Here is a 25,144-nt window from a genome sequence, read left to right on the forward strand (position 1 = left end):
TCCAACAAACAAAAAGGAACCACCTGTCATGGAACCCATCGTGACTCTCGCCGTTGCCGTCGGCATCGGCTACTGGGCCTACTCAGCAGGAAAACGGAACGGCTCGAAGGCCGCATTCAAGGTCGGCTGGCGACGCGGTCGAGCGTATCGAAACCGTCGAGCCTGACCTCGCATCTGCTGACCCCCGAAACTCACCGCCGCCGTCCGGGGAAACTCGGGCGGCGGCTTTGGCTTTCTCTTTAGCTATTGAAACCCGCCCTGCTGCCACAAATAGGTCTATGAGGCCTTGTCAAATCACTGACAAACTAAGGCATCTTTGACTTCAGCCTATCCATGTACTGTTCCTCAAGCAGTGTCGAAAGAAACTTCCCTGTAACGATGACACTGCCATCGTTCGGATCTCGAAGTTCGACTATTTCGATCCTAAGATCGGCTTCTTCAATGGACCAATTCAGGTATCGATGGACTGGCAGGTTATTGAATTTGATTGGAATCTGAGTCGAATCCGGCCGCCCCATTCCTTTCTCGTATTTTTTTATCATCTCATCCGCACTTCGCTTGTTTCTGGGAAGTGTAAAGGCGGATTGAAGTAGTAAGCCGTCGAGAAATGAATAATCGAAAAACTCACCGTCCCGATATACCTCTAACCCAAGCTTTCGATCACTTTTTTTGCTGTCGAGTTTCACCTGTGGATGGCTTTTTTTGAATTGATCTATTGTTGTGAAGGCAAGGATCTCTTTGCAGAAAGGGTCGGTGAAAATGTAGTCGATCCTACCGTGATTCTGAGTGGCTTCTTGTTCTCGGTCTTCGTTCGATGCTGCATCGGTCTGCTCAGACACGACGCCATCTTTCGAGAGCTCTGGCTGATCGGAACCAACGCTTGGGCTGCGCTCGGACCTATATGCGGCAACCACGTCACCTTCGGGAGATTTCAGAACTGCGGAGAGTAGCCTGGCGCTGACAACAGGCGATTCGGAAGATTCCTCAGGCCGGAAATAATCGGGAGTCATCCCTGACAAAGCGCCGGTCTGATTCCACGAAACGACGTGATCAGAGTCCCATCGGCTTTCAACGAGCGCACCGTGGCGGTAATAGCCAACGGCATCTTGCCAAACCAACGGAGACTGATAACTCAGCAGATCAAATTCGTACTCGATGGTGAAACCTCGGAGTGACGTACTGTCGATTCCAGGTCGATCAGCCTGTGGCTTGAGCCGATCGTCGACTGGATTCCAGAACAGGACGTACGACTGCGAGTCTTCGTGATAGTAAACATCCCGGCCAGCTTTGAGGCTCGTTTGTGCCTGCTGATAAGTGCATGGAACGAGCCTGTCGTTGCCGTTGAGAATTGCAAACTGGTTGAACCGACAACGGTTGACCGTACAGCGGTAAGCGCCCTCGGTCTTGGAACCTTCACGATCGGCATAAAGTCGAAAGGGAACCATGCAGAACACTGCCAGATCACCCTTTGGAGACTCTCGTTGCCAAAGTTTCACCGCGCCGACTGCTGAATACCGCCCGGACAATCGCCCAGTCGTAGACTTCAGCGACGACTGAATGTATTTCGAGACTTGCAAGCCATACACAGGGAAACCGCCTGCCTTCATCACTTCTGGCAGCGGGCGAGCTTCCGTCTTGTTCGCCTGCGCTTCGTCCGTCTGAACGGGCTCTCCATTCTCATTGCCTGGCTGAATCGAACCTGCCGGCGGCGAACTGTTCGCATTCTGCGTATCAGACGTCGCATTCTCGGTAGGCGACTGGGCATTGCATCCGGAACACAGGATGCACAGCAGTAGGACGTGAAGAAGAATCGCTTTCATTGTCTGTACCGGAACGAAAAGAGGAGCGCCGAACCAGGTCGCTCCTCCAACCCCCGCCAAGGGGCGTACAGACCAACACTGGCCGACGCTCCCGTTTCGCAACGGGAGCGCGGTCCAAGTGCCGTGTCTGTACTTCCAAGAGCCCGAGGGCTCAGGTTGGCGGTTTTAGGAGGAGACAACAGCTTGCCGCTCTCGCGACAATTATTTTTCATCGGGTGACGAACCCGGATTCTGGACGGTCAAAATCCTCAAAGTTTTGGCTTGTCGGTGGCGACCCACACGATGAAGGCCGCTGTATTTCTACGTCCCAAAATCATACCCTGCAAAGCATCGCGTCTCAATCGGAACGGGGAATCCCGAACAGTTGGTGACGCTTTGGTTTTCCCCCGCGCCTCGCGATTTCTGTGGTGTTGAACCTGCCTACTCCCTGCCTTCTTCCAGAGTGACTTGCGTCTCTTTCTCGGGCTTTCCGCGTTGGGAGTTCTACAAAGCTGTGGCAAACTACACGGTTGAACTGTGGGCAGATCACTCCGCGACCCCGAATGCGTCGTTGAACTGGATTTGAGAGCGAGTCTGGAAACTCAGACAGTTCTCCCTGTCCGACGACTGCCGCGCCTATTGGAGCACCTTACAGGGCTCCTCAATCGCTTGGTTCAATGAGGAGACGGACGTAAGTCCTTTGCGCACGTCCGCAACACCCGGCTTTTTGAAGTCGACACCGCGCTTGAACTCAGGCTCGCGAGATGGATTAGGGGGGTTGGCTCGTAAATCGCCCGTACAAACTGGCATGGTTGAAACGAGTACGCATCATCCACTTGACCCATCGAACACGATTTCCTGGTTTAGGAGACGACCAGTTCAGTTCTGGCGTTTCTAATCGACTCCACGACATTGTCCCACCACCCTTGGTCGATCAGCCACTGTTCCCCTTGGCCTTCACCCTGACGTGCAAGAAGTGATCCTTGCAGGTCGAGACTGTCACGAATCTGATTGAGTGGAACTGCCGGAGCACCTCTCCGCTGTAATGCGTCGTTGATCAATGTCGGACGGAGGCTGATACGTCCCACTTCATTTTCGGATACGTTCTGGACGACCACCGCGACTGGCGTTTTGCCTGACACGGTACCCTCGGCACCGGCTCGGACACACGCAATCAACCCTTCGTCGTGAAGTCTGACCACTGTTTCAACAAAGGCACGCGGGATATCTTCCGAATCAAAGTGGAGCAGGTTTCGAGCACTCCGAACGACGCTCGGACTGCCACCTTCTCGACCAAACCACTCAGCCATGTCATCCAGGATGGTCACGAGGAGTTGGTTGTTCCGGTCTGGAGCGTAAAAGAATCGTCGTTTCAGCAGGTCGCTCAGATAGTTGGGAATAATCCAGCGAGCAGCGGGCGCAGTGGCCCCCAACGATTGAGGATGTCCATCGCAGCAAACTCGGACGAATCCGGGACGACTCGCTACCGAGATCGCTGCGAATGGATTGAGTGGCATGATGGCATGCTTGAAATTCGGGGTGTCGAGCCACGATGCCTGCATGCGCATGCGGGAATTATGGCCAAGTCGGATCAACACCGGAAAGTCGTGAAACGAACATTGCCGACTGATGTAATCCTGAATGCTCAGACTTCGTCTCGCAGCCAGATTCACCGATCCACATCCGAGCGCAATAGCGGCACTGGCTCCGGTTTCATGGGCGTATGCTCCATCCAGGACCACACCGATTGCATGTTGGCTATGACAATGCCTACGAGTGAGGTGCTGAATTACGCATGCAGCCAAACCCCACACAATCCCGTTCTCGGAGGACTCGTCAGATAACTGCTCCACGCAAAGAGGATCTGTGCGAGGTGGTGACAGATCACGCGCGGGCAAAGGACCATCGTCCAGCTCAATTGCCATCGGGGCTCGATCAATTTCGCCGTTGTGAAACAATGCAAAATTCGGAAATTGAAATCGGAGTCCGTCATTTGTCCATCCGATCCTGCCTGCATCTCTGATCGTCTCGGGCTCACTGAGCTCCTGAGCGATAAACAGAGACTGCCGTGCCCATTTTCTTTGTTGGTAATTGAGCGGCTCGCCTTGCTGCTGAAGGAGTCGACGATTCACTGCCGCGAACAGATTGCCATTGTGAATCTCGCGTTGATTCACTCTCAGCGTCACCGGACGATCGGAGCACTGCACGGTGATCTCATACTGGGTGTCCCCAAAATCAGTCGTGCGGACGACATCAATCCGCATCGGATAATTGCAGATTCGTTCTTCGCTACTTTCGACAAACCAGCCGTCTGGTCTTTCGATCACTGTGTCACCACCGATGATAACTTTCTTGGCTCCAACACGGAGAGGAGCCAGGGCCTCGATCCGATCCTGTTGCTTCGACATCGCCAGAATCTGTCGATATTCGGTGGGGGGCATTTCGAGACGTTCCAGCAACAGTCGTCCTTCTTCAGCGCTGAGGCTCGGTAGCAAACGATCCAGTGCTGCGTCCCAAGGGCGCGCATTCTCCTCGTACAAGTGGAGAAAGTCCGTAGGCGGACGCCGAGTGATGCGTGTTGCGATGTCCGCTTCCGGGATGGTGTATTCCGAAACGGAACCGTTGTGGCGGCGGGCTAACGGCAGGGTGACTTGCAGCGGTCCGCAGAAGATGAGACGGCGATCTTCCAGGCTAGTGGGAAGATGCAGAGACTTGAGATTCGATTTTTCCCGGACAGCCACGACGGGGAGTGGTCGGTAGGATTCACGAAACCACCGCGCGTGAAACCACATCGCCAGCACGATATCCGTGAAAATGAAGATGGTGCTCCCGAATGGCCTGTGCAACCCTGCCTGCACCGCTGGGAGCATCGCGATTCCTGATTCCTTGGGCCGCTGGTTTGTTTGGCCAATGTTCGCCCGTTTGTAGATAATGTCGCCTGCGTGAGGATTCACATCACGGCCAATAAACGTGAATCCGATGATTCGTCCGGGCAGATCGTAGTGCGGAATCACCAGCACCTCCCCCCACGAGTTTCCCACGAACAGTCGACTCTTGCCGGGGCCGCCTCCTCGTCGGACCGAGGACTTTCCGTTTCGATTTGGTCGCACGCGGTCTTCATAGGACACGCTCCAATGCCCAGACCAGCGAAATTGCCATACGGATAGACCTGCTCCACATAGACCGCCTGCGGTCGCTTCACGAGAGTCTTGGCGTTGGTGTCTTCGGTGTCGACGTAACGCACCCAGAGGTATTCCCAGCCCCGCTTGTTGATCCCGGTAATGGAACCGACAACCAGGCCCGAGACGTTGGGACTGGCGGCGAACCGATACGTGATCTCCCAGTCCTCCTGTCCGCGTTTCGAGCCGGACGCGCCCATGAACAGCACTTCGCCGGCGTTGAAGCCGCGAAACGGGGCGTTGTTGACGGTGCCGGTGAGATAGAACAGACCGGCCTTGTAGGCTCCTGTCACCAGCAGCGCATCGATGTAGTGCGTCTCGCTGAAGTTGTAGACCGGGACCGTGATGTCCACGCCCTCGACGCTGTCCTTCGTGACGCCGATCGCGCCTCCGAAATTCGGCGGAGGTCCCGAAGTGGAATACGCGGCGACGGTGGCCAATGCCTGCGTGACATGCTGCGTGCCGCCACCGGTATCGAATGAGAAGGAACTGTCGCCGGTTTCCGGCGGTTCGAGCATGCCATAGCGGACGGAGCCTTCCCACGCGTCCTCGGCGATCCGTTCGGTGTGGGCGCTTTGGCGCACAAGTCCGCCGTACAGAACGGGCGAGGCGGCCAGCAGCGCGCTGTTGGCCGTCGCATCGTCGTCCGTACCACGAATGACGTACCGCAGGTCGACGGTCGAATCTTCGCTGATCGACGTCTCGCGGCTGTCCCATTTCTCGTGAACCGTAACAGTCATTGTTCCTCATTAAGCAAACGTCAGCCCACCATGCTGGGCCTCCTGCAGAATTCGTTTGGTGTTCTTGGCTGTCTCTTCCGAAGCCCGCGCCGTTCGCTCCTGTGGGTTACCGGCACTCAGCCCTCGAATCGCAGCGGCGTTGAACGAACCACTGACGCTGACCTTGTCCTGCGTCTGTTGCAGCTGGTCGCCGGCACCGCTCAGTTGCGACTGCAGTTGCTGCAGCAATTCGTCGGGTTTCGTGAGCCGCTCAGGGGCGGGATCATCAGCGGCGGCTTCCTCCCGTTTGCGGGCTGCCAGTTCGATGGCCTGCTGCCATTCCCGGCGTGCCTGAGCCAGAGCGGATTCGGATTGTTCGAGGTCGCCGGAAAACTGGTCGCGACGACGTTCGTGTTCGGCCTCCCGCTGACGATTGAGTTCGTCGAGCGTGCCAGTCCGCTGGCCTTCGATTTCGGAGAGGCGGCTGCGGCGGCGTTGTTCGCGTTCGAAGATGTCGCGGTTGCGCCGGTCGTCGAGCTGCTGGTTCATGCGAGCCGTTTCGGCATCGATCTGACTCTGCACCGCGGACGAGTCTTCGCCGGTGACCAGCGACTTGAGTTTCTGCCACGCCTGTTTGAGGAACCCGACGACCCGATTCCAGTTCTTGGCGATGAACGTCGTGAACATCGACCAGGCATCGCGCATCACGTCGACGGTTTCGGTCCAGCCCGCCTGCAGTCCGGCCCAGGCGTTGGTCGCGATGGAGGCCGCACCGAACACCGCTTCGGTCCAAGTCGCCAGGAAGAACTCCTTCACCTTGACCCATGTCTGATTGAGCGCGTTGACGCCCTTCTGCCATTCCATCTTCAGCGTCAGCCACAGGATCTTGGCGGCCAGTCCGAGATCGCCGGCCGCCAGCGCATCGCCGATTCCCTTCCATGCGGCCAGTGCCGTGTCTTTAAGTGCCGTGAACCGGTTTCCCAGCCAGGACAGCGCTTCGCCACCGGCCTGTGTCGAAGTCAGCAGATACGTGGCCAGTCCGGCAATGCCGGCGATCACCAGACCGATAGGTGACAGCAATGCGGCAATCATCGAACCAACCAGCCCGATGGCACTGCCGACCGTGGTGATGACCGTCGCGATGGCCCCCAGCGTGGCTCCGAATCCGGAAACAGCCGTCCCAATGACGATGAATGCCAGACCGGCGGCTGCCACGACGGCTGCGATCTTCGCGATGCTGACCACCAGACCGCTGTTCTGTTTGATCCAGTCGGCCACAATCTGCACGGCACTGGCCAATTTGGTGACCAGCGGCGTGACGACCGGCAACAACGCCGAGCCAATCTCGACCGCCGCATCGTCGACCTTCGCCTTCAGTGCCTTCATCTGGTTGGCAAAAGAACCAGCCGACCGAGCGGCGTCTCCCTGTGCTGCGGTCGTGCCGCGAAGGATGATGGCCAGCCTCGCCAGCACCTTCTGCTGTTCGCTGGCACTGTTCTTGTCGATCCCCTGATTGAGGAGTTCCTGTTTGACGGCCGCTTCGTTGACCAGCACGCCGTACTTCTTCATGACTTCGCCGGAACCGGTTAGCGCCGCGTGCAGATCGCGGAGCACATCGGCGTCGGCCATGTTGTTGAACGAGGCCAGGTCGATGGCCAGTCCCGTGAGCTGCTGACTCATTTCTCGGGCCGCACCCGCTTCAAACCCGATCGGGACCAGCAGGTCCTGCGTCCCGGCCAGAAAGTCGGCGATCTGTTTCTTCGAACGGCCGATCTGCCCGGCGAACTGATCGCCCCAGGCCTTCATGGCGTCGGCGTTGTTGCCGAACACCACATTGAACTTGTTCATCGTCTCTTCCATGTCGCTCGCTGCTTTCACCGCCAGCGACAACGGACCGGCCACCACCGCACCGGCCGCGAACATCCGCGCTCCGATGGCTCGCACCGACGAACCGAATGCCTGCAGCCGTTTCTTCGCCGCGTTCAGTCCGCGCACGAGCTTCGAGTCGTCGGCGAATAGCTCGACGAATGCTCGTCCTGCGCGAATTCCTGATGCGGTGGCCATCACTCATTTTCCTGTCTGCCGATCCACGAACACCTGTTTGAGCACGCTGACCGGAACGGTCGGCATCCGTTCCGAGCGGCGCTGGGTATGGGGATGAAAGTCGTTGGGTTTGAAGGTCTTTGATTTTTTGGGGTCCCGATGACAGTTGGCCAGCAGTGCCATGACTGCGGCTGTGTGATTCCAGTCGTGATGGCTGCGGGCTTCCGCCATCCAGACCAGTTCCCGCAGTGTCAGGAATCGGGGGTCGATGCCGAGGAGTCCGGCGAGTTCCCAAATGAGGCGATAGCACTCTGCGCCACTGATTCGGGATCGAACTCTTTGAGCGTCGTCTCCGCGTGATCCAGCAGCCGGTCGACCACCTGGCTGGTCTTCGCCACCAGTTCCTTCATCGCTGCCCGTTGCCGGGCCTGCGGGAAAAAATCGCTGAGGCTCTCCAGCAATGCACTGGCCGCATTCAGCAGCGCATCGCCCGACATCGATTTGCCAAACTGCTCATCGCTGATCTGTTGCGCATCTGCTTCCGGTTTGCAGAGGCAGTACAGCACGTCGACCAGCAGCACCGGATCGTCATGCAGCTGCGCGAGCAGTTTGCAGCCGTCGTCCAGCACGTCGAGCAAGTTGACGTTGAGCAGTGAGCGCACGCGGCGGATGCCGTCCACATTGACGGCCACCGTCCACGTTCGCCCCGCGTTGTCCTGAAATGTTTTCATGCATCAATCCTTAAAGTTGAGCGACCAGCGGGAGCGGCTTGTTCGTTCCGAGCGTCAGCTCGAACCCGCCGGCGGCCGTGCCGTCTTAAGGCACCGTCATCCATTCCGGGGCGTTGTCGGCGTAAGTCGGTTTGGCGGTGACACTGACACCGATCGCTTCCTCCAGCGCTTCGGAGCGGCTGAAGCTGGTGATCGACATCGTGGCCCGCAGTCCCTGCGAGCCGCTGCCGGCGACGTCTCCATCCATGACGGCGAACTCGATGCTGGTGTTGCCGAAGAACGCGTCTTTGATGGCGGTGAAGTCGGCATCGCCGGTGTCCCACACCATCTCGAACTCGATCGAGCCATCCTTGAGCGCGGCGATCGTCGCCCGCCAGCCGGCGTTGCCGCGCGTAGTGACATCCGCTTCGCTGGCTTCGAGATTGAGCGTCAGGTCTTTGACGTTCAGCATCTCGACCCAGGTGGGGGCAGCGTAGGTCCCGGTGTTCCGGTACAGCTTCGCTTCCATGCCGAGTTTGATGGTCATTGTCAGTCCTCCATTGGTCGCGCGTGTCCGGCCAGGACGAGCGCCTCGTTGAGATTGCGATTCCCCGCCACCAGGTCGGCCAGATACCGTCCGTATTTGCCGGTCCGATCCTTCTGTGTGCGGACCGTGACCTGCCGCTCAGGACCGGCGAGTTTGCTGAGCAGCAGTTCGAGGTAGTCCGTCGCCGCGCGACCGGCGTCGCGTGTTGGTCCCCGCAGCTCCGGCGTGTCGATGCCGGCCAGACGGAGCGTCGCCCGCAGCGACACCCGAAAGCCGAGGTCGATCTCGGCTTCCACGGTGTCCCCGTCGATGACTCTCAGGATGCGGGCGCGGTACTCAAACACAGTTCATCTCCTGATCACGCACTCGGGGCCGGTGCGAACGATTCGCCGGTCGGTGCCCCGGCACCGCTGCTGCTGGCGATCGGTCCGCTGGGCCAGCGGCCGAGAACCGGCAGATGGCTGATCGGGATGCCGTTGGTCAGTACGGCCAGATCGTCTTCGGTGGGTCGGTCTTCGTGCGGCGGGACCGTGTCGATCATTTCGGTGCTGGTGAACCAGGCCGACGGGTCGTAGGTCCGCAGCTGTTCTTCACTCAGCGTGAAGTCCGGCTTGGCGGCGTCCTCCAGCGGAATCCGGAACAGCTCGGTGGCCATCAGCCGATAGACGCGTTGCACGTACTGGCCGATCAGTCCCGAGAATGCCTGGCTGATCTCCAGCGGGCGGGCGTTCTCCTGATGCTGCATCGATTCGGTGAGCGAGAGCAGAATCAGACCGGCGTACTGCTTGAGCCACTGGTTGCGGACTTTGAAGTACGGCGTCGGATAGACGAGGAATTCTTCGGGAGCCGGCAAGGCATGGGCCGGTTCCATGTTGAGCGTCGCGGCCGGCACTGCGCGGGCCGCCAGAATCGACCGGGCCCGCGTGCAGAGTTTATGGATGCGAGTCAGCGTATTGATCGAGGGCGGCGTTCGCAGGTTGGCATCGGGATGCCACAGGATCGCCTGCAGATTGCGTCCCATCACATCGGTGAGGTAGCGGATCGTGTCGTTTTGCGACTGCGTGTCGTCGGAGAAGTTGGGAACCGCCAGCCCGAACCGGCCCCAGTCCCCGACGTTGTACCAGAGGAATGCATCATGTCCGTTCATCGAAAACTCCAGAGTCAGGGATGAGCCGCCGGGCGTTTCAGGCCTTTGGCGGCGAGGTATTGATCAATGAGTCCCCGGAGGGATTCGAGCGTGCCGACCGCACCGGGGTATTTGCGGACGAGCTCCGATTCAGCCCAGGAGAACGCTTCCGCGAACGTGTCCCGCTCGTAGGGAGCGAACCGCGTTTCGGGCACGATCGCCTGCGGTGGCGGCGGCGAATCAACCGTCACCATCGGCGGCTTCTCAATGGTGGGCGGATCGCGTCCCGTCCGTGATCGCCGGCGTTTGCGGAGCGTGCGCCACAGAGCAATGCCACCCAGCAGCAGACCGCCGGCACCGCCCGTCATGCCGGATACACCGAGCCATGTGGCCAGCGTGACGGCTTTCTCCACCACCCCGCTCATGCGCTCGACGGCCTCGGTGGATGTTGCGGATGGCTCGGTCGTTACAAGGGGTGTTTCAGCGGTTACCGGTTTCGGTGTGGTGGGTGGTGGCTCGGGAGTCGCCGGTTCCGCAGGTGTTTCCACAGCCGGCGGCACGAGCGCTGGTTCAGCGGGCACGACGACTCGCTGTGGCGGAGGGCGACTGACGATCTCCTGACGCAGACCGAGGGCAATCAGCAGCTTGTCCGCTCCTTCGTAACCGACGATCGGGTCACGTCCCGGCACGAGAAACGTGGGAACTTCGCTGACTCCGAAGCGCCGCGCGATTTCGGCCTGCTTGTCGATGTCCACAAACTCGACCGCATAGGTCGCTTCCAGCATCCGCCGCAGATCGGTGCCGGTCCCGTAATCGTCTTTGAAACGCCGGCAGGGCGTGCAGCTCATCGAACCGAACACGTACAACTTCGGGCGACCGTCAACGACGGCAGGTGGAGTTGGTTCGGTTCGCGAGCGCGTGGCGGCGTACGCATCACGCACAGACGCGGACGACACAAACACGCTCGTCGCGCAGTCCGTGCTGTTGAGCAGCCCGCAAACCTCGCCTTTGGCGTTCAGCAGCGGGCCGCCGCTCCAGCCGGGACAGGTGCGGAATCCGACAACATTTCCGCTGAAGGATCCGCCTCCGTATTCGAACGTGCTCCACCGCAACAGTGGGCCACTGGTCCACCGCAGTTCGCGACGGTCGTTGATCGACGGATATCCGTAGGACCACAACCGCTCGCCAACACGGGGCGGACTGGCGGCCACAGGAACGTGCGGATAACCGTCGCCTTCGCAGTCGTAGACCACCGGGCCTTCAATTTCGCGGCAGACATAGATCCGCGTGGCGGTCACCGACCGATCCTTGAATCGGACGGTCACGGTCTCGGGCAGATTGCAGTGCCGAACGGTCAGGACGAGTCCCGCCGGATCGACGCAGACGCCGCTGCAGCCATCGACCATGACGACCGCGTCCGCCACCGCTCCGTGCACGGACGTGGTCCACAGCAGAATCAACAGTGAGGCAACGTGCTTCAGCATGCGGTCACCTCCGGCGCGTACGACCGCTGAAACTGAAACGTTCCCTGTCGCACGACCTGACGCAGCAGGCAGGCCGGGTTGTAGCGCGTGGGGTTGGCCCGGTTGAGCCGCCCCAGCCGCATCAGCACAGCCGCCACCAGTTCCGAGCAGAACAGTTCATTCAGATCCGCCGCCGGCAGCAGCCGCGTCCGTTTGAACAGCCGCGTTCCGGACAGCAGTGCTCCGCCAAGGTCATACGTGACCAGCCGACCGAGGAAATGCCGGATCAGAATCTTGGAGAGCAGCTCCGATTCACTCTGCGACAGCCGGTCAATCGCGGAGAGCCGATAGACACCGACACGCCCACCAGCGCTCACGTAATCGTGAATCCGCTGTTCCGGCAGATGCGCCTGCACGCCTTCGACCCGGTATCCGAGCACGGCGCAGGGGTGCGGGCAGAGCGTGGTCGACTCGAGCCAGAGTGGCGAACCGTGATGCTCGCAGATGACCGCCACATGGGATGGTCCCAGCCTCAATCGCCGCGGCGCAAGCGCCGATGCCGTCAGCCAGGTGATCGCCCGGGCTGTCGCGTCGGTGCCGTAGCACGCCAGCAGATCAAGAGGTTGGAAGTCGTCCATGTGATTCATTTCTCGGAAGCTGAAAGCCTTTCAAAGACGCGATCGAACAGGGTGTCATGGCGGTCGAGTCGGTGACGGATCGTGTCGATCTCCGCCGTGCGGTATTCGTTGGCGGCGTTCAGTTCCGCCTTGATGGCGCTGACGTCATTCGAGATCGACCAGGCCCACAGGACCGCGCCGACGAAAACGACCGATGTCACGAAACTGAGGAACGACACGAACCACTTCGGCACGACGATGTAGCCGTTGACGTGGCCGTGCGGCTTGCCGTTCGTCTCACTGATGTCTCCCATGTGTGGTGGTTCCTTCACCGCACCGAGTCCCGCCACATGGCGGGCAGCTTCGGCGTTTCCCGTTCAAAGGCCGGCCCCATGAAGGGCCGGGGTCTGTAAGTCAGTCGCACTCGTTTCTTCCGTCGCCGGCCGACCGCGTGCCCGCCGTGCTCGAGCAGCGCCGGCGCATCGGTCCCTTTGCCGCTGAGCAGAATCGGGCCGATGATCACGCTGGATCGCAGCGGCTCGTAGACGAAGAAGATGTTGTTCTTGAGCAGTCCGGTGTGGCTCGATGGAGGGGAACCCGGCTGCGAGATGGTCTTACGTTTGCGGATGCTCGAACGGGCTCCACGCCGGACGAACGCCCCGAACCGCGACAGCACTCTGCGCTGAGCGCGATCGGCCGCGGATGTCACCGCCGCACGATCGAAGAACAGTCCCCTGGCCTGGTCGATTCTCATCCCGATCATCACGTCACCTCATCAATCGGAACGTGAAAGTCAGGATGCTGGTGAACTGCCGCAGTTCCTGCAGATGCTCCTGGGCATAAACCGGCTGGTTCTCGGTCTTCAGCCACGCAGCATTCGGATAGTCCGTCAGCCGTTTGAACCGCAGGTGTTCGGCCAGTTCGTCGACCAGCGTCATTAACTCATCGATCTCGGTGTTGTCGGCCGCGTCGAGTTTCTTCTGGACGGCCACATCGATCGCATAGTCGTACTGGTTGTGAGCGCGGCCGCCGGGCAGCGTGGTCACTGACTTCGGGACGACCGTGACACGCAGCGTCTGCATGTCGGCCAGTTCAAAGGCCGGCAGATACTCGCGGGTGGCAGAGACCGGCTGGCTGAACGAGCCCGCGTTGATCTCAGCCGCCACGGCGTCGGCAATATCGGTGATCACAGCCACTACGGCGTCTCCGTGCTGATGTGTTTCGTGTGAATCCGCAGAGTCTTGCGATACGGATCGCTGTAGCGCCAATGCGGCTCCTTGCCCGGAGCCATGACCTCGTAAACGAACGTGGTCGTCCCCTGTGTTTCCCGCACACGATCACCGCGCTCGGGGAGCTTCCTTGCTCCGCCGAGCACGAGATCGTCCGTGAGCACCAGGAAGTCCCGTGTCTCTGTCCGTTCCACCACCCCGAACCCGTTGTCAACGTCGAAGATCGTGCGCCCGATCGAAGCGGAAACGACCACCGTGTCGTTTCCCCGCTGATAGGTGACGGTGCTGGTCGCATGCTCGGTCCGCCGGTCTTCAAGCCAGTTCGAGGCGTGTTCGAGAAGGTTCATCGAGGCCTCGCTTATTGACTGAGCCGGACACGGACGGTGGTATCGTTGTCGCCGGCGGCGGCCACCACTTTGCCGAGCTGCTTGTTGGCTCCCGTTTCGGAGTCTTCTTTGGCTTCGCTGTCAGCGACGTCCCAGTAGACGGTTGCACCGACCGCGATCGCGGTGCCGACGCCAGTCGCTTTCGGAAAGTCGAAGACGCCCTCGATCGAGAGGGCTCCCAGCTCGTTGGCGGCGATGGGGCGTTTGGCGACCCCGATGAGATCGCCCTGCACAACCACATCGCCTGCCGCCACGGCGGAACCGGGTGTGTGGTCGATCGCTGCTCCGTCCTGAATGAAGGTGGCCACGGCCATATCGAGTTACTCCTCAAGGAAATTGGATCAGTTGGAACTCTTGGGTCAGGCTTCGCCCTTCGACTTCACGCCGCCGCGGGAGTCCTGAAGGGCACAACCGAAGTCGTGATAGCCCCGCATCTGCACGCCGAGCTGATTGAAGTCGGCGTCGGCAGTTTCGATCGTGGGAGACTCCTGACCGTTCAGGAACGCGACCTCGACCACCGGCAGGTCGGTTGGATCGGCCAGCAGGTACCACGCCTTGGCCGAGTTGCCGGTGTAACTGGAGTTGGCCAGATACCGGCTGACCTCGACGCGGAACTTGCCCTGATGCGGGTTGGAGATCGGGTACTTGTTGCTGGCGGTGGTGTCCCGCAGCTCCATCGATTTGAAGAGCTGCGACCCGACCGCGGACAGAGCCGTCGGCACCAGCATGAGGGCCGGCAGAATGCCGATCGGTTTGCCGTCGGAATCGACCTGATCCATGAAGGCGACTTCCGCCTTGGTCAGGCCGTCGATCGACAGCGCCGTGTCGGCACCCGTCAGATAGTTGTTGTTGCCGACGGTGAAGAACGAGGTGTTCGCCAGGAACGTGGTCCAGAACACGTCGTTGATCTTCAGACCGGAACCGCGACCCAGTTTGCGAGGCACGGTGGTGATCGCGCCGAGGTCATCGTTGATGATGTCCCGCCGATCGATCGCCAGCATCAGGCCGTACGTGTCGGCCTTGTTCGTGTACTGCTCGCTGCCGAGTGTTCCCTGCTTGAGTTCTCCGCCGGGCGCGACCAGTTCGTACTGATCGGTGCCGATCAGCCGGTAACTGGTGACCGTCTTGAAGTCGCTCACGTTGCGAACGGCGCAGATATTCCGCCACGTCCGTTCGACGCTGAAGAACCCTTCCAGCAGAAACTTGTTGGCGACATTCGACAGGATGCCGCTGATGTCGATGGTCGAGTATCCGGCCGCTTCGATGCCGCGACCGAACGCGAATCGAAGCACTTCCCGGTTGTCGCGGAAGTTGCGACCGGTGTAGCCGTTGGCCCATGCCGCTTCGAGCAGCAGTTCCTGCAGACCGATCCCGCCGCGAAATCGGCGTGCCGCCAGATCGAGCGTCTGCGGATCGAACGCTTCCTCAACATTGGCCGCCTTCGCTGTCAGCAGACAGGCCGCTTCCAGCACGTTCCCGTTGACCGTGTTGTCCGGGACATGCGCTGCCGGAGCGGTTGGCCGCGTCGCTCGGAGCACTTCCAGTTCGGTACGCTGGGGATCCCAGCCTTCCCGGATCGCGCGGGCCTCAAGCTGCGGGTGGCGGCTGGCACAGACGCGGCGGACGGCAGCGATCCGTTCAATCTCGGCCGCCGCTTCCGCTCGGATGTCACTCACGGTGGCGGCATTGGCTGCCACAGGAGCGGCCGGCGGATTCGTCGGCGTGTTCGGTTCGTCGGTATCGGTGTCATGATCCGTCACGTCGGGGTCTCCTGATTCCTGAGCCGCGCTGGCGGCCACACTGGCGCTGGTTTCACCGTCCGCCCCGAGATCCACAAAACTGATTTCACCCAGCGTCGACTTGCGGACGACGTTGATCGGCCCGGCATACTGGCGACCATTGACCGTCACCTGCTGCTGGGCCTTGATGAACTCGAACTCTTCCACGCTGGCTCCGACCGAGGCCTGCCAGGGGAACCCGTTCTTCGAGCTGGCCACGACTTCGCGAGCGGCGGACGTATCGCGAGACACGACACCGGCGGCCATCAGCTTTCCCTGCTCGACGCGAATTGAGTCGGTGTGCCCGACACCCGAGAGCGGGTCATGTCCGAACCGGATCGGTCGTGATTGCGCGGGGATCGACATTCCGGCCAGATCGATCACGACCGGGAACTTCCAGCCGGCGATTCGCATCGCTCCGCCGGTGTAGGCCACCATCTGGAACCGGGGCAGCGCGGTGCTTTCACCGTCGCCGGCTTCCACTTCGATGTGGGCCGTCGCGGTGAGATTCAGGGGAGCGGGCAGCGTGGGGGAATCATTCGGCGCTGACCGGGGTTTCTTCGTCTTGGTCGACATCCGCGTCGTCCTCCGTGGGAGCAGAAGAAGTGGGTGAAGCAACGGCGAGACCGAGCTCGCTCATCAACTGAAGTTCTTTGGCACGCTGCCGGAGCTGGGCTTCCCAGTCCTGGCCTTTGCGGGCGTATTCATCCGCGAGCGTGGTGGTGTGCGAAGCGAGACGTGTCGCCTGCGCGTTGGCCTCTTTCTGGGGATCCACATGCTCGTGACCGTCCCAGAACCATTGATGGGGCCATTCGGCAATTGGGCCGAGGCCGGACGGCAGCAGGCCGTCCACCAGCACCGCCTCGTCGAACCAGGCGGCCAGAATGCGGTCGAGCACGATCGTTTCGATCCGCGACTGGTCGATGCGGATCGATTTGAAGTAGGTCTGATGATCGAGACGACCGGAGGCGTAGTTGTACGAGGCGCTATTGCCGGCCGCGATGTTGAACGGCATGTTCAGGCAACGGGCGATCTCGTTGAGAACTTCGCGTTTGAACTCGGCGTATGTTCCGGTTGGCTGCTCCGCATGAAGCTGAGCCATCTTCCATCCGCCGGGCATCGTCAGCAGCGTGTTGCGATCCAGCTCGATCGGATCGAGCGGTTCGACGGCTTCGGTTTCGCCGTGCGGAGGCGCGTCGGTGTAGATGATGCCGGCGTAGTAAGCGGCCGCTTTGGCCGCATCGAGCGTGGCGAGGGAATAGTCCCGCAGCATCGCAAACAGCGGCAGCGCGGGCGTGATGTCCGGAATCCCGCGACTCTGCCCGGGACGATCAACGCGGAACAGGTGCAGTACGGCGTCGGCCGGAATGCGGTCGTAGTCTTTGACGAATGAATGTCCACCACCGGGATGCTCCCGCAGCACGTGATATTCGATTGGGTTGCCGGCGGCATCAAACACAATGCCGTCGATGGCGCGGGCGTCGTTCCAGCGCAGGTCGGGCGTCGTGACCTGTTCGGCTTCGACGAGCCGCAGGTCGAGTTGCACGTCAGTTTCGACACGCGGATTGCTGATCAGGATGGCGAAGGTTTCGCCATCCTGCGTCTGGGCCATCCGCAGCGTGCGGAGTTTTTCGGCGAGGCCAACCGCTTTGGCCCACTGGTTGAAGGCCCGTTCGATCTGCCGATTGGCTTCAGCGTCTTCGGTGAGCAGTTGCAGCCGCGGACCGGTGCCGACAATGTCGTTCGCCAGTGTGAGCACAATGCCCCGGGCGTAACTGTTGTTGGCGACCTCGTAGCGAGCGCGGTTCCGCAGAATGCGGCGGACCTCCGGGCTGTTGGCGGCATTGGCCGACAGACCATCCGCGTTGGCCCAGTGACGCCGGTTGTTGTCGGACGTCAGGGCCGAGTCGTATTTGCCACGCAGAAACCGGGTCGCCCGACGAGTCAGTCGGACATCCGGTTTGGAGGCAAACAGGGTACGGCGCAGCCAGTTCAGCATGGTCACTCGGAACCCGGAGGAACGATCTTCGTGATCCGGAGACCGAGGCGTTTGGACTTCGCCGCCTGCTTCGAGGCGAGATACCGATCCGCGGCAATCTGCTCGGAGAGCTTGTGCTGCTCCATGCTGCCGGAATCGCCGGTGGCCTTGGCAGGCCCATCGGCGTTGTCACGGATCGTCTGGTCGAGGTCGTCAGCCATTGGGGTCTCACAGACGGCAGCAACACGCTGCCTATCTGGAGAGCTACCCGGTTGACCTGTGAAGTGACGGAGACAATGCGAAAACGTGTAAGATCGTTCCATATATGGAACCGTAAGCTGCGCGGTGTGTCTGGAGAATGACGTGTTGGACCAATGCGCCAGTTGAAACTAGATCAAGGCCGCAGGGAGACCGTTTTGCCGACCACGAATAAAAAGCACCTTCCAAAGAGCTGCGTGTATTGTTCGACGACACAGAATCTGACCGTTGAGCATGCGCCGCCGAAGCTCATTTTTCCCAAGCCACGGCCCAACGATCTAATAACGGTGCCGGCATGTGAGGACTGCAATCAGCAAGGTTCGAAAGATGCCGAGTACTTTCGTCTTTGTCTCGCAATGAATCCGTTCACAAAGGACGCACCAAGTGTCGTCTCGCTGAAGCCTACAATTCAGCAGTCGCTGCAACGACCACAAGCCACCGGTTTCCTGACCGCTCTCCTCACATCGCTAAAACCTGATGGGGACGATTTCCAACTCACTGTGGACATGGGACGGATTCATCTCGTGGTTAGAAGGATCGTGCAGTGCCTATACCTGCACGAAACCGGAACGTCGCTACCCGTTCAGACACATGAATCTCGGGTTTTGTCAATCGAGAGTCTTGGCAGGATGGAGGCTGACCGACCTCAGAAACTCCGAGACGACATTATCACTCCGTTGATGCAAGAACCGATTAATCTCTATGCCGACAATCAGTTTGCATACTGGGTGACTCACACCAACGTACCGTTCGTGTCAGCTTGGGCTCTCCTGTTCTACGGCCGGCTCCCGTTCATTGGATTCACTGGCAAGAAGGTCAAAGATCCTGAATGACCGCGCGTGACGACAGGGTGAACGGTGTATTTATTCCGCACCGACCACCTTCTCGGTGGTCGTCACCCGTCTGCCGCAGTATCTGCACTCCTTCCGCCGTAAGATTTTCTCCGCTCGCGGTCGTGTGTAGACCACGTAGAAATGCCGGCAGCCGCAGTTCGGGCAGACGAGGCCTTTCGGTTCGGGATCGCGCTTCTGATGGGTCATCCCCGCTTGCTCCTCTGCAACGCGGACAGCCGGACGCGTGGTGGCGCGGGGCCTTGCGGCGCATCGGTACCGAACAGCACGCAGCCCTGTATCGACGCAGAGACCGCGCAGCCCACGACACCGTCGAGCCAGTGGTTATCGGGCTGCTCGGGGCGGATCTTCCATTCGTCCACCGTCCGGCCCCGCCCTTCGGTCTTCACGCGGTATTCAGCGGTCAACTGCTCGGCGAACATCCGGTGCGTTTCCGGACTGGTTCCGAACAGGGACAGACAACCGGGATCGCCCTGCGCCACGACCAGCCGAGCCTGCACGAACGACTTCCAGTAGTTCGTGTCGTAGATCACATGCCGGACCGCCCGCTTGCCGCTGGCGTTTGTCATCCGCCAGTTGAGTCCGACGCGTTCTCCCGGTTTGCGTTTGTAATCAGAGAATGGCCGGCTGGAGGCCCCCACGAACCGCCCGTGTGAAGGGAGCACGATCCCGGCGTGCTTCGATTGCCGGCAGAACTGGTAGACCACATCCGTTGATGAACCCCAGTTGGCGTCGATGAGACAACGGTCGATCCGCAGTTCCGCACCGTCGTCGCGTCGCCAACTCCGTGACAGTCGATCTTCAGTTAACGCCTCCAGCCCGGCGTAGATGGATCCCTCGAGCCCAGTTCCTTTCGCTGCAACGGCCAGCGTTCGCGTGGCGTCCCGCAGTGTGAAGTACGGTCGCTTCTGGTCGGGGTAGGTGCCGTAATCAATGATGTAGCCCGTGAAGTCGTCTTCCCACGCACAGACCACGAAGAACAACAACTTCTGCTGTACGTCGATGAACATCGTCAGGTGATTGCAGCCAACCGGCACCAGATGCTGCGGCAGGCCACAGGTCTTGCCGGCGATCTGATCGGCCGTCAGCAGATCATCATCGGCGGCCGTCTCCGGCAGCGGTTCGTTCTGGTATTCCGCGAAGAACGCGGCTTCATTCTGCAGCTTCAGATTCATGGCATGCTGTATGGCCGAGAGTTCATCCGGATTGAACCGCTCCGGCCAGGCAATGACCGCGCCTTCGTCCATCGCTTTCCGATGTTTGCGATAGAACTCGGTGGCTTCCGCCAGCCCCCGTTCATTCCGCAGTGCTTCGGCACGCACCTGGCCGTACTGCTGCCACAGCTTTTCGTTGGTCGGGAACGTATAGACCATCTTCGTGCGGTCACCCTGCCATTGCGGGTGTTTGTCCCGATCCAGCATCCGATCGGCCATGTCATCCGGACGAATGACCGTGCATGGCATGATGCCGCTGATCTTGTTGCCGGGACCGGCCAGGCCGAGGACCGCGCCGGCAAGGATGCTCTCGCGCTGGGCACACTGGGATGGCGATCGCGCCGACTCGTCTGTCTGGGGGTCGTCGAGAATGACAAGCGAAGGCCGTACGGTCCGGCCATCGGCTCGTTTGAACTTCATCCCGCGAATGCGACCGGTGATCCCGGCGACTTTGACGATCGCTCCCGACGCCTTCGAATCCGGCATTGTCGGCATCACGATCTCTTTGGCAGTCCATGAGATGTGCGTCCGCTCGCCCTGGTACAGCTGGCCGGTGCAGCGGTTCGCGATCCCTTCCAGCCGCTGGATCGGATAGACCGCCTCGGGGAAGTCCTCGAGCAGCAGTTCGTTGCCGTCAAGTTCCATCTTGATGGAGTCGAGCATCTCCTCCGCATGCACCTCACTCGCGCCGATCAATGCGATGAACTCCCGGTGCCCGAACAGGATCGCCCACAGACAGGCGCATTCGGCGATTGTCGTCTTGCCCGACCCACGTGGCATCGCCAATGCGAACAACCCGCCATGCAGCACCGCTTCTTCGATCTTCGCGATGACCTTCAAATGGTCCGGTGACCATGCCAGGTGAAACGACAACGGGAAGTACGTCTCGCAGAAGAACCGAAAACTTTCGCCCGCCTGTCGTTTGCGTTCCGGATTGATAACCGCCGGCAGATCGCCAATGTCGCGACCCGACAGCGAGAGCATCGCGTTGCGAGCCCGAGCCTGCTCCTTCATCGCGTCGTAGCCGGTCAGACCCTCGGGATCCGGTTTCGGCGCATGCCGCCGCGCGACCAGCCAGCCGATGTATCGGAACAGGTCGACGGTCCGGTTCTCCCCGATCCGGAACCCGGCCCGGGTGCGATGCCGATGCAGCTGCCGTTCGCTGATCACTTCGCCCAACGGGGTTGAGTTGAGCAGCCGGCACAACTGAGTCGGTCCGAGTTGTCGGGGGTCAATCGCCACGTCGGCTCATCTCCTTCACGAGCCAGGCGGCGTAGTGCACGAGGTTCAGCGTGCCATCCGCGTTGACGGGTGCGCCGGCGTCGATATCGGCCTGCAGCATGTCTTCCGAGACCGGGTCGCCACCGGTGCGCGTCAGCAGTCGCGCGGCGTCGCGGAGCGACATCGCGGTCGGGCTGAGGGGCGACTTTTCGCGGTCATCGGACATCCCTGAAAACCTCTGAAATCAGCTCAGAATTGCTGCGAAACGGAGTGGATGTCGTTCCGCACCCGAGGTAACTCGTGTCATGTCGAAAGACGGATTTGGCAGACGAAAAGGGACCACCATGAACACCAACGACATTGGCAGAACGGACAGCGGCGAACTTCGCAGGCTTGCTGACGGACTGAAACAAGACGCGAGGGCGCTGTGGGAAGTGGGCAACAAAACGGAAGCCATGCGGCTCTTCCGGCTGTTTCGGAGGATCGCCCGCGAACTCCACCGCCGACGCAACCCGGCCCTGATCCATCTTTGGAACTAACACGCCACCGAACGAGAACACGACCATGACGAACGCCAACGACCACAATCCGCCGCGACGCATCAACTGCGAAGCGCTACGAACACTGCACTCATTGGAACGGACGCTGCGGCGGCACATCGACGACCTGATGAAGGTCGACTGCGAGGACACCGAAGCGGCTGAGGCGGTCGTCTTCGCGATCGAGGCGGCCGAGAAGGCACTCAACAACGTCGGCGTCACCAGACGCCGCATCAACCAGGCATGACCAGCCGGCCCGATGGCCGGCTGTTTTTGTTTCCAGACTTCCTTTTTCACAGGAGCAACACGATGGCGACGAAGAAGACCACCACGACGACGAAGACCCGCAAGCCCGCCCAGCGCAAGGCGGCAAAGAAGGCCCCCGCGACCAACAAGCAGGCGGCGGCTCAAAAGAAACCGAAGGCCGGCGGCAAGCGGGACGGGAAGATGAGCGCCCTCGACGCGGCGGCGAAGGTGCTGGCTGAAGCGGGCGAGCCGCTGACCGCCAAGGCGATGATCGAAGCGATGGCGACAAAGGGGTACTGGACCAGCCCCGGCGGCAAGACGCCCCACTCGACGCTGTACGCCGCGATCATTCGCGAGATTGCGAAAAAGGGGGACGAGTCGCGATTCAAGAAGACCGACCGCGGTCAATTCACCGTCTGAGGTCTCGCGATGAAGAACCCCAACCATGAAATGGCTGATGCGATCCGCGACGTAACAGCCTCGGTGCAGAAGGCGATTGACGAGGGGTACCGATCCCGGGCCATCGATGTCGATGACCTCGTCGAGGTGCTCCTCGCGATCGCCGACCGGTTGGACCCGCCCGTCGAGCCGCCCGAACAGAATCGGGTGGCTCCGGGGCTGGCCTGTCCGGAATGCGGTGAGGCCGACGCCGATCGCCTGATCTGGCTCGACGACGAATTTGTACGGTGCGACGCCTGCGGGACGATCTACCCGCCGGCGGGATGAGATAACATCACGAGGAGACGAACCATGACAACCTGGCTGGTGGCCACGCTCGCACGGTACGTGCTGGTGGAAGCCGAAGACGAATCGACCGCCCGCGAACTCGGGCATGTCGCGCTGTATGACCTGTACGCCGACCTCCGCGAGCGCTACGGACGGGACGTGCCGATCAACATCCTGACCGTCCGGCACGCGACTGAATCCGAGATCGACCAGTGGCGCTGGCATCACGAAATGCTGGCGCGGGAAGCCGAATGGCAGGCTCGCCGGCAAGACGGCTGACCCCGACGCGATTCGCGTCGACGCCCCACGCGACCACCGCTTCGCGGCGGTGCCCGAACGTGCGGGCGTTTTCTCGTGGCTCGGACGCTCGTTCAAATCTCCGCCTCCTTCGCGACACGGCCCAACGTGGGCGAACCGTCGCCGTCCTCCGGAACCAGATAGCGGACCGGTTTCCCCAGTTCGCCGGCAATCCGGATCTCGGCCGTCACACCGACCGATTCCCGCCAGCCGTCCAGCGTGAGCACGACCAGTTCGTCGCACCGCCGCAGATGCTCCCGGTCGAACCGTTCCCAGAAAGGCCACTCGGTGGGCAGGCCATGATCGACCAGCGGATGGCCATGCACGATCGGCGCGAACACGACCTGTCCCTGCCGCATGAGCAAAGCCGCCATCCGGCAGACGGCATGAAATCGCTGTTCGCGAACGGTCGGGCATGGGTGTGAGTACGGGCTCGCAAGATAAATCATGCGGCCACCTCTTCCGCCGCGACCCGTTCCGCCTTCCGTCCGGAAAACTTCTCGTACCGCTGCACGATCACGTCGCAGTACAACGGATCGAGTTCCATCAGAAATGCTTTGCGGCCGGTCTGTTCTGCCGCGATCAGCGTGCTGCCCGAGCCACCGAACAGGTCGAGGACGTTTTCGCCCGTGCGCGATGAGTACTGCATCGCGCGGACCGCCAGTTCGACAGGCTTCTCCGTGAGATGCACCATCGACTGCGGATTGACCTTCTTCACCGACCAGACATCGGTCGCGTTGTTCGGTCCGAGGTAGACGTGCGCGGCGCCCGCTTTCCATCCGTAGAAGCACCACTCGTGGTTTCCCATAAAATCTTTACGGGTCAGAACGGGATGCTCCTTCACCCAGATCAAAGCCTGCGAGAAGTACAGCTCGTGCTTCTTCAGGAACGGCGGGTAGTTGGCGCAGTTGGCGTACCCACCCCAGATGTAGAACCCACGTCCCGGCAACAGCACGCGGGCGATGTTGCCGAACCAGGCATCCAGCAATACGTCGAACTGCTCGTCCGAGACGAAGTCGTTGGCGAGCGGTCGATCCTTGGCACGCAGCTTCTTTGCAGTCGGCTTCGCCTTCTCGGGATGCCGTTCCACATCCAGTTTCTGGTGATGGGTCGTTCCCTGAAATGATGAGAGGCCCGCGGCGATGGCGTTGTTGCTGCGAGGTTCGACCTTCACGTTGTACGGCGGATCGGTATTGCAGAGATGGATCGGCTGACCGTCGAGCAGGCGGTCCAGATCAGCCACGGACGAACTGTCGCCGCACAGCAAACGATGCTCACCGAGCAGCCACAGATCGCCTTTCTGCGTGGTGGCCTCATCAGGTGGCTCCGGCACGTCATCCGGATCGCACTGTCCGTTCTTCAGCTCGGGACTGAGGATCTTCGCTAGTTCATCGGTGTCGAACCCCAGCAGATCGAGATCGAAATCGAGTCCTTGCAGGTCGGCCAGTTCGATCGGCAGCAGGTCGTAGTTCCATTCCGCCAGCGTTGCGGTCTGGTTGTCGGCGATGCGGTACGCCTTCACCTGTGCCGGCGACAATCCTTTGGCGACATGCACCGGCACTTTCTCAAGGCCGAGTTGCTGAGCCGCTTTGTAGCGGGTGTGACCGACGATGATCACGCCCGCTTCGTCGACGACGATCGGTTGTCGAAATCCGAACTCCCGGATCGACGCTACGACCGCCGCCACCGCATCGTCGTTGATGCGGGGATTGTTTTCGTATGGTCTAATGTCACCGATGGATCGGTGTTCGATTGCCAGAATGGACTTGGATGTGGCTGTCATCTGTTTGAAACCTCCGTGGAGAAGAATGTGGATCCGACCTATCCGCCACCTACAGAACAGGAATGGGCTGCGGCCGAAGTGCAGGTCATTCGAATCGAGGGCTCGCCCATCATTGGCCTGCGGAAAGACATTCGAAAAAACGATGTGCCGTACGTGCAGACGGTGTGGCTAACGGTTCCGCAACTGCGGGGGCTGGCCATTGAGGAGACGTTCTGATCAGGCCCGGCCGACTGCGATTGCGGGCAGCATTGTCAGACATGCGTGTGCTCCTCAGCGAAACGGGTTGTAGCCAAACAGCAAACAGGCGATGACGAGGAACCACAGCAGGTTCCAGAAGAACGTCTCCAGCCGGCGGGCAGTCGGGCAGACGACCTCCTTCCAGAACAGGTAGCGTTTGTCATTTGAGTGATCATCACGATCAGGCAGCGTGGACAT

The 25,144-nt window shown here is 60.6% G+C and carries 33 protein-coding genes; 7 read left to right on the top strand and 26 right to left on the bottom strand.

The genetic code is table 11. The annotated features are described in order from the left end of the window. Positions 1 to 28: 28 nt before the first annotated feature. On the top strand, positions 29 to 166 hold the full coding sequence (locus Mal48_RS23315) for a hypothetical protein (RefSeq protein WP_197441731.1): 138 nt from the start codon (positions 29 to 31) through the stop codon (positions 164 to 166). Positions 167 to 305: 139 nt separating this feature from the next. Here Mal48_RS23315 and Mal48_RS15035 read toward each other — a convergent pair whose 3' ends face one another. From Mal48_RS15035 to Mal48_RS15125, 19 genes are all read right to left on the bottom strand, one after another. Continuing rightward, positions 306 to 1,820 carry a hypothetical protein gene (locus Mal48_RS15035; RefSeq protein ID WP_145201154.1) on the bottom strand — a complete coding sequence of 505 codons (1,515 nt, stop codon included), beginning with the start codon at positions 1,818 to 1,820 and terminating at the stop codon, positions 306 to 308. Positions 1,821 to 2,662: 842 nt separating this feature from the next. Continuing rightward, positions 2,663 to 4,909 carry a hypothetical protein gene (locus Mal48_RS15040; protein ID WP_197441732.1) on the bottom strand — a complete coding sequence of 749 codons (2,247 nt, stop codon included), beginning with the start codon at positions 4,907 to 4,909 and terminating at the stop codon, positions 2,663 to 2,665. Continuing rightward, entirely contained in the window at positions 4,810 to 5,718 is a 909-nt protein-coding gene (locus Mal48_RS15045; protein WP_145201160.1) for a hypothetical protein, read from the bottom strand. The genes Mal48_RS15040 and Mal48_RS15045 overlap by 100 nt, the downstream gene beginning before the upstream one ends. Before the next feature lie 9 nt (positions 5,719 to 5,727). Next, the gene (locus Mal48_RS15050) at positions 5,728 to 7,761 is read right to left on the bottom strand and encodes a phage tail tape measure protein (RefSeq protein WP_145201163.1); all 2,034 of its coding nucleotides are present in this window, start codon (positions 7,759 to 7,761) and stop codon (positions 5,728 to 5,730) included. Between the two features lie 3 nt (positions 7,762 to 7,764). Beyond that, the gene (locus tag Mal48_RS15055) at positions 7,765 to 7,971 is read right to left on the bottom strand and encodes a hypothetical protein (RefSeq protein ID WP_145201167.1); all 207 of its coding nucleotides are present in this window, start codon (positions 7,969 to 7,971) and stop codon (positions 7,765 to 7,767) included. Between the two features lie 20 nt (positions 7,972 to 7,991). After that, a complete protein-coding gene (locus Mal48_RS15060; protein WP_145201170.1) occupies positions 7,992 to 8,471 on the bottom strand; it encodes a hypothetical protein in 480 nt (159 codons plus the stop codon). Positions 8,472 to 8,556: 85 nt separating this feature from the next. Further along, complete coding sequence (locus tag Mal48_RS15065) at positions 8,557 to 8,997, bottom strand: phage tail tube protein (RefSeq protein WP_145201173.1); 441 nt, start codon at positions 8,995 to 8,997, stop codon at positions 8,557 to 8,559. A 2-nt stretch (positions 8,998 to 8,999) separates the two neighbouring features. Beyond that, positions 9,000 to 9,341, bottom strand: coding sequence for a thermonuclease family protein (locus Mal48_RS15070; RefSeq protein WP_145201176.1), 342 nt, complete (start codon positions 9,339 to 9,341; stop codon positions 9,000 to 9,002). A 14-nt stretch (positions 9,342 to 9,355) separates the two neighbouring features. After that, entirely contained in the window at positions 9,356 to 10,144 is a 789-nt protein-coding gene (locus tag Mal48_RS15075) for a hypothetical protein (RefSeq protein WP_145201179.1), read from the bottom strand. A 14-nt stretch (positions 10,145 to 10,158) separates the two neighbouring features. Then, positions 10,159 to 11,607, bottom strand: a complete 1,449-nt coding sequence (locus Mal48_RS15080) for a trypsin-like peptidase domain-containing protein (RefSeq protein WP_145201182.1) — start codon at positions 11,605 to 11,607, stop codon at positions 10,159 to 10,161. Further along, entirely contained in the window at positions 11,601 to 12,224 is a 624-nt protein-coding gene (locus Mal48_RS15085; RefSeq protein WP_145201186.1) for a hypothetical protein, read from the bottom strand. The genes Mal48_RS15080 and Mal48_RS15085 overlap by 7 nt, the downstream gene beginning before the upstream one ends. A gap of 5 nt (positions 12,225 to 12,229) precedes the next feature. Beyond that, positions 12,230 to 12,517, bottom strand: a complete 288-nt coding sequence (locus tag Mal48_RS15090; protein ID WP_145201189.1) for a hypothetical protein — start codon at positions 12,515 to 12,517, stop codon at positions 12,230 to 12,232. Positions 12,518 to 12,531: 14 nt separating this feature from the next. Then, a complete protein-coding gene (locus Mal48_RS15095) occupies positions 12,532 to 12,966 on the bottom strand; it encodes a hypothetical protein (protein ID WP_145201192.1) in 435 nt (144 codons plus the stop codon). Positions 12,967 to 12,970: 4 nt separating this feature from the next. After that, positions 12,971 to 13,399: a hypothetical protein gene (locus tag Mal48_RS15100; protein ID WP_145201195.1), complete on the bottom strand. Its 429-nt coding sequence runs from the start codon at positions 13,397 to 13,399 to the stop codon at positions 12,971 to 12,973. Further along, positions 13,399 to 13,779: a hypothetical protein gene (locus Mal48_RS15105; protein WP_145201199.1), complete on the bottom strand. Its 381-nt coding sequence runs from the start codon at positions 13,777 to 13,779 to the stop codon at positions 13,399 to 13,401. The genes Mal48_RS15100 and Mal48_RS15105 overlap by 1 nt, the downstream gene beginning before the upstream one ends. Before the next feature lie 11 nt (positions 13,780 to 13,790). Further along, positions 13,791 to 14,132, bottom strand: a complete 342-nt coding sequence (locus tag Mal48_RS15110) for a DUF2190 family protein (protein WP_145201202.1) — start codon at positions 14,130 to 14,132, stop codon at positions 13,791 to 13,793. A gap of 45 nt (positions 14,133 to 14,177) precedes the next feature. Continuing rightward, positions 14,178 to 16,172, bottom strand: coding sequence for a phage major capsid protein (locus Mal48_RS15115; RefSeq protein ID WP_145201205.1), 1,995 nt, complete (start codon positions 16,170 to 16,172; stop codon positions 14,178 to 14,180). Beyond that, on the bottom strand, positions 16,132 to 17,595 hold the full coding sequence (locus Mal48_RS15120) for a phage portal protein (protein WP_145201208.1): 1,464 nt from the start codon (positions 17,593 to 17,595) through the stop codon (positions 16,132 to 16,134). The genes Mal48_RS15115 and Mal48_RS15120 overlap by 41 nt, the downstream gene beginning before the upstream one ends. A gap of 2 nt (positions 17,596 to 17,597) precedes the next feature. Then, positions 17,598 to 17,795 carry a hypothetical protein gene (locus Mal48_RS15125; RefSeq protein ID WP_145201211.1) on the bottom strand — a complete coding sequence of 66 codons (198 nt, stop codon included), beginning with the start codon at positions 17,793 to 17,795 and terminating at the stop codon, positions 17,598 to 17,600. Between the two features lie 324 nt (positions 17,796 to 18,119). On the opposite strand from Mal48_RS15125, the gene Mal48_RS15130 reads away from it, so the two are divergent. Next, entirely contained in the window at positions 18,120 to 18,665 is a 546-nt protein-coding gene (locus tag Mal48_RS15130) for a hypothetical protein (RefSeq protein ID WP_145201214.1), read from the top strand. 30 nt (positions 18,666 to 18,695) lie between these two features. Here Mal48_RS15130 and Mal48_RS23955 read toward each other — a convergent pair whose 3' ends face one another. From Mal48_RS23955 to Mal48_RS23320, 4 genes are read right to left on the bottom strand one after another with little or no spacing between them, the layout of a single operon-like run. Continuing rightward, complete coding sequence (locus Mal48_RS23955; RefSeq protein WP_449353778.1) at positions 18,696 to 18,872, bottom strand: NrdR family transcriptional regulator; 177 nt, start codon at positions 18,870 to 18,872, stop codon at positions 18,696 to 18,698. Beyond that, entirely contained in the window at positions 18,869 to 21,139 is a 2,271-nt protein-coding gene (locus Mal48_RS15135) for a terminase gpA endonuclease subunit (protein ID WP_145201217.1), read from the bottom strand. The genes Mal48_RS23955 and Mal48_RS15135 overlap by 4 nt, the downstream gene beginning before the upstream one ends. After that, entirely contained in the window at positions 21,129 to 21,344 is a 216-nt protein-coding gene (locus Mal48_RS15140; RefSeq protein ID WP_145201220.1) for a hypothetical protein, read from the bottom strand. The genes Mal48_RS15135 and Mal48_RS15140 overlap by 11 nt, the downstream gene beginning before the upstream one ends. Further along, on the bottom strand, positions 21,334 to 21,684 hold the full coding sequence (locus Mal48_RS23320) for a hypothetical protein (protein ID WP_197441733.1): 351 nt from the start codon (positions 21,682 to 21,684) through the stop codon (positions 21,334 to 21,336). The genes Mal48_RS15140 and Mal48_RS23320 overlap by 11 nt, the downstream gene beginning before the upstream one ends. On the opposite strand from Mal48_RS23320, the gene Mal48_RS15150 reads away from it, so the two are divergent. The 4 genes from Mal48_RS15150 (at position 21,683) to Mal48_RS15165 (ending at position 22,908) form a co-directional block, all read left to right on the top strand. After that, on the top strand, positions 21,683 to 21,904 hold the full coding sequence (locus tag Mal48_RS15150) for a hypothetical protein (protein WP_145201226.1): 222 nt from the start codon (positions 21,683 to 21,685) through the stop codon (positions 21,902 to 21,904). The genes Mal48_RS23320 and Mal48_RS15150 overlap by 2 nt on opposite strands. A gap of 62 nt (positions 21,905 to 21,966) precedes the next feature. Further along, positions 21,967 to 22,323, top strand: coding sequence for a winged helix-turn-helix domain-containing protein (locus Mal48_RS15155; RefSeq protein ID WP_197441734.1), 357 nt, complete (start codon positions 21,967 to 21,969; stop codon positions 22,321 to 22,323). A 9-nt stretch (positions 22,324 to 22,332) separates the two neighbouring features. Then, positions 22,333 to 22,629, top strand: coding sequence for a hypothetical protein (locus tag Mal48_RS15160; protein WP_145201232.1), 297 nt, complete (start codon positions 22,333 to 22,335; stop codon positions 22,627 to 22,629). Positions 22,630 to 22,653: 24 nt separating this feature from the next. Next, positions 22,654 to 22,908 carry a hypothetical protein gene (locus Mal48_RS15165; RefSeq protein ID WP_145201234.1) on the top strand — a complete coding sequence of 85 codons (255 nt, stop codon included), beginning with the start codon at positions 22,654 to 22,656 and terminating at the stop codon, positions 22,906 to 22,908. A gap of 92 nt (positions 22,909 to 23,000) precedes the next feature. Here the strand turns inward: Mal48_RS15165 and Mal48_RS15170 are convergent, their stop codons facing one another. Then, the gene (locus Mal48_RS15170; RefSeq protein WP_145201237.1) at positions 23,001 to 23,375 is read right to left on the bottom strand and encodes a DUF1937 family protein; all 375 of its coding nucleotides are present in this window, start codon (positions 23,373 to 23,375) and stop codon (positions 23,001 to 23,003) included. Next, positions 23,372 to 24,709, bottom strand: a complete 1,338-nt coding sequence (locus tag Mal48_RS15175; protein ID WP_197441735.1) for a DNA modification methylase — start codon at positions 24,707 to 24,709, stop codon at positions 23,372 to 23,374. Before Mal48_RS15175 ends, Mal48_RS15170 begins: the two co-directional genes overlap by 4 nt. 27 nt (positions 24,710 to 24,736) lie before the next feature. Here Mal48_RS15175 and Mal48_RS15180 point away from each other — a divergent pair, with 27 nt between their 5' ends. Next, positions 24,737 to 24,925 (top strand): hypothetical protein, encoded by a 189-nt coding sequence (locus tag Mal48_RS15180; protein WP_145201240.1) that lies wholly within the window; start codon positions 24,737 to 24,739, stop codon positions 24,923 to 24,925. 54 nt (positions 24,926 to 24,979) lie between these two features. Here the strand turns inward: Mal48_RS15180 and Mal48_RS23325 are convergent, their stop codons facing one another. Beyond that, positions 24,980 to 25,144 carry a hypothetical protein gene (locus Mal48_RS23325; protein ID WP_197441736.1) on the bottom strand — a complete coding sequence of 55 codons (165 nt, stop codon included), beginning with the start codon at positions 25,142 to 25,144 and terminating at the stop codon, positions 24,980 to 24,982.

Origin of the sequence: Thalassoglobus polymorphus, from assembly GCF_007744255.1 — a bacterium.
In the GTDB taxonomy this organism is placed as follows: domain Bacteria; phylum Planctomycetota; class Planctomycetia; order Planctomycetales; family Planctomycetaceae; genus Thalassoglobus; species Thalassoglobus polymorphus.

Bases quoted from the DNA above. Each gene is read 5' to 3' on its own strand.
- Mal48_RS15055 (WP_145201167.1), bottom strand. From the start codon at position 7,971: ATGGCGGAAGCCCGCAGCCATCACGACTGGAATCACACAGCCGCAGTC.
- Mal48_RS23325 (WP_197441736.1), bottom strand. From the start codon at position 25,144: ATGTCCACGCTGCCTGATCGTGATGATCACTCAAATGACAAACGCTAC.
- Mal48_RS15120 (WP_145201208.1), bottom strand. From the start codon at position 17,595: ATGCTGAACTGGCTGCGCCGTACCCTGTTTGCCTCCAAACCGGATGTC.
- Mal48_RS15045 (WP_145201160.1), bottom strand. From the start codon at position 5,718: ATGACTGTTACGGTTCACGAGAAATGGGACAGCCGCGAGACGTCGATC.
- Mal48_RS15165 (WP_145201234.1), top strand. From the start codon at position 22,654: ATGACAACCTGGCTGGTGGCCACGCTCGCACGGTACGTGCTGGTGGAA.
- Mal48_RS15080 (WP_145201182.1), bottom strand. From the start codon at position 11,607: ATGCTGAAGCACGTTGCCTCACTGTTGATTCTGCTGTGGACCACGTCC.
- Mal48_RS15110 (WP_145201202.1), bottom strand. From the start codon at position 14,132: ATGGCCGTGGCCACCTTCATTCAGGACGGAGCAGCGATCGACCACACA.
- Mal48_RS15090 (WP_145201189.1), bottom strand. From the start codon at position 12,517: ATGGGAGACATCAGTGAGACGAACGGCAAGCCGCACGGCCACGTCAAC.
- Mal48_RS23320 (WP_197441733.1), bottom strand. From the start codon at position 21,684: ATGGTCGTGTTCTCGTTCGGTGGCGTGTTAGTTCCAAAGATGGATCAG.
- Mal48_RS15125 (WP_145201211.1), bottom strand. From the start codon at position 17,795: ATGGCTGACGACCTCGACCAGACGATCCGTGACAACGCCGATGGGCCT.
- Mal48_RS15160 (WP_145201232.1), top strand. From the start codon at position 22,333: ATGAAGAACCCCAACCATGAAATGGCTGATGCGATCCGCGACGTAACA.
- Mal48_RS15170 (WP_145201237.1), bottom strand. From the start codon at position 23,375: ATGATTTATCTTGCGAGCCCGTACTCACACCCATGCCCGACCGTTCGC.
- Mal48_RS15075 (WP_145201179.1), bottom strand. From the start codon at position 10,144: ATGAACGGACATGATGCATTCCTCTGGTACAACGTCGGGGACTGGGGC.
- Mal48_RS15175 (WP_197441735.1), bottom strand. From the start codon at position 24,709: ATGACAGCCACATCCAAGTCCATTCTGGCAATCGAACACCGATCCATC.
- Mal48_RS15060 (WP_145201170.1), bottom strand. From the start codon at position 8,471: ATGAAAACATTTCAGGACAACGCGGGGCGAACGTGGACGGTGGCCGTC.
- Mal48_RS15115 (WP_145201205.1), bottom strand. From the start codon at position 16,172: ATGTCGACCAAGACGAAGAAACCCCGGTCAGCGCCGAATGATTCCCCC.
- Mal48_RS23955 (WP_449353778.1), bottom strand. From the start codon at position 18,872: ATGACCCATCAGAAGCGCGATCCCGAACCGAAAGGCCTCGTCTGCCCG.
- Mal48_RS15150 (WP_145201226.1), top strand. From the start codon at position 21,683: ATGACGAACGCCAACGACCACAATCCGCCGCGACGCATCAACTGCGAA.
- Mal48_RS15155 (WP_197441734.1), top strand. From the start codon at position 21,967: ATGGCGACGAAGAAGACCACCACGACGACGAAGACCCGCAAGCCCGCC.
- Mal48_RS23315 (WP_197441731.1), top strand. From the start codon at position 29: ATGGAACCCATCGTGACTCTCGCCGTTGCCGTCGGCATCGGCTACTGG.
- Mal48_RS15085 (WP_145201186.1), bottom strand. From the start codon at position 12,224: ATGGACGACTTCCAACCTCTTGATCTGCTGGCGTGCTACGGCACCGAC.
- Mal48_RS15065 (WP_145201173.1), bottom strand. From the start codon at position 8,997: ATGACCATCAAACTCGGCATGGAAGCGAAGCTGTACCGGAACACCGGG.
- Mal48_RS15140 (WP_145201220.1), bottom strand. From the start codon at position 21,344: ATGTCCGATGACCGCGAAAAGTCGCCCCTCAGCCCGACCGCGATGTCG.
- Mal48_RS15050 (WP_145201163.1), bottom strand. From the start codon at position 7,761: ATGGCCACCGCATCAGGAATTCGCGCAGGACGAGCATTCGTCGAGCTA.
- Mal48_RS15035 (WP_145201154.1), bottom strand. From the start codon at position 1,820: ATGAAAGCGATTCTTCTTCACGTCCTACTGCTGTGCATCCTGTGTTCC.
- Mal48_RS15095 (WP_145201192.1), bottom strand. From the start codon at position 12,966: ATGATCGGGATGAGAATCGACCAGGCCAGGGGACTGTTCTTCGATCGT.
- Mal48_RS15105 (WP_145201199.1), bottom strand. From the start codon at position 13,779: ATGAACCTTCTCGAACACGCCTCGAACTGGCTTGAAGACCGGCGGACC.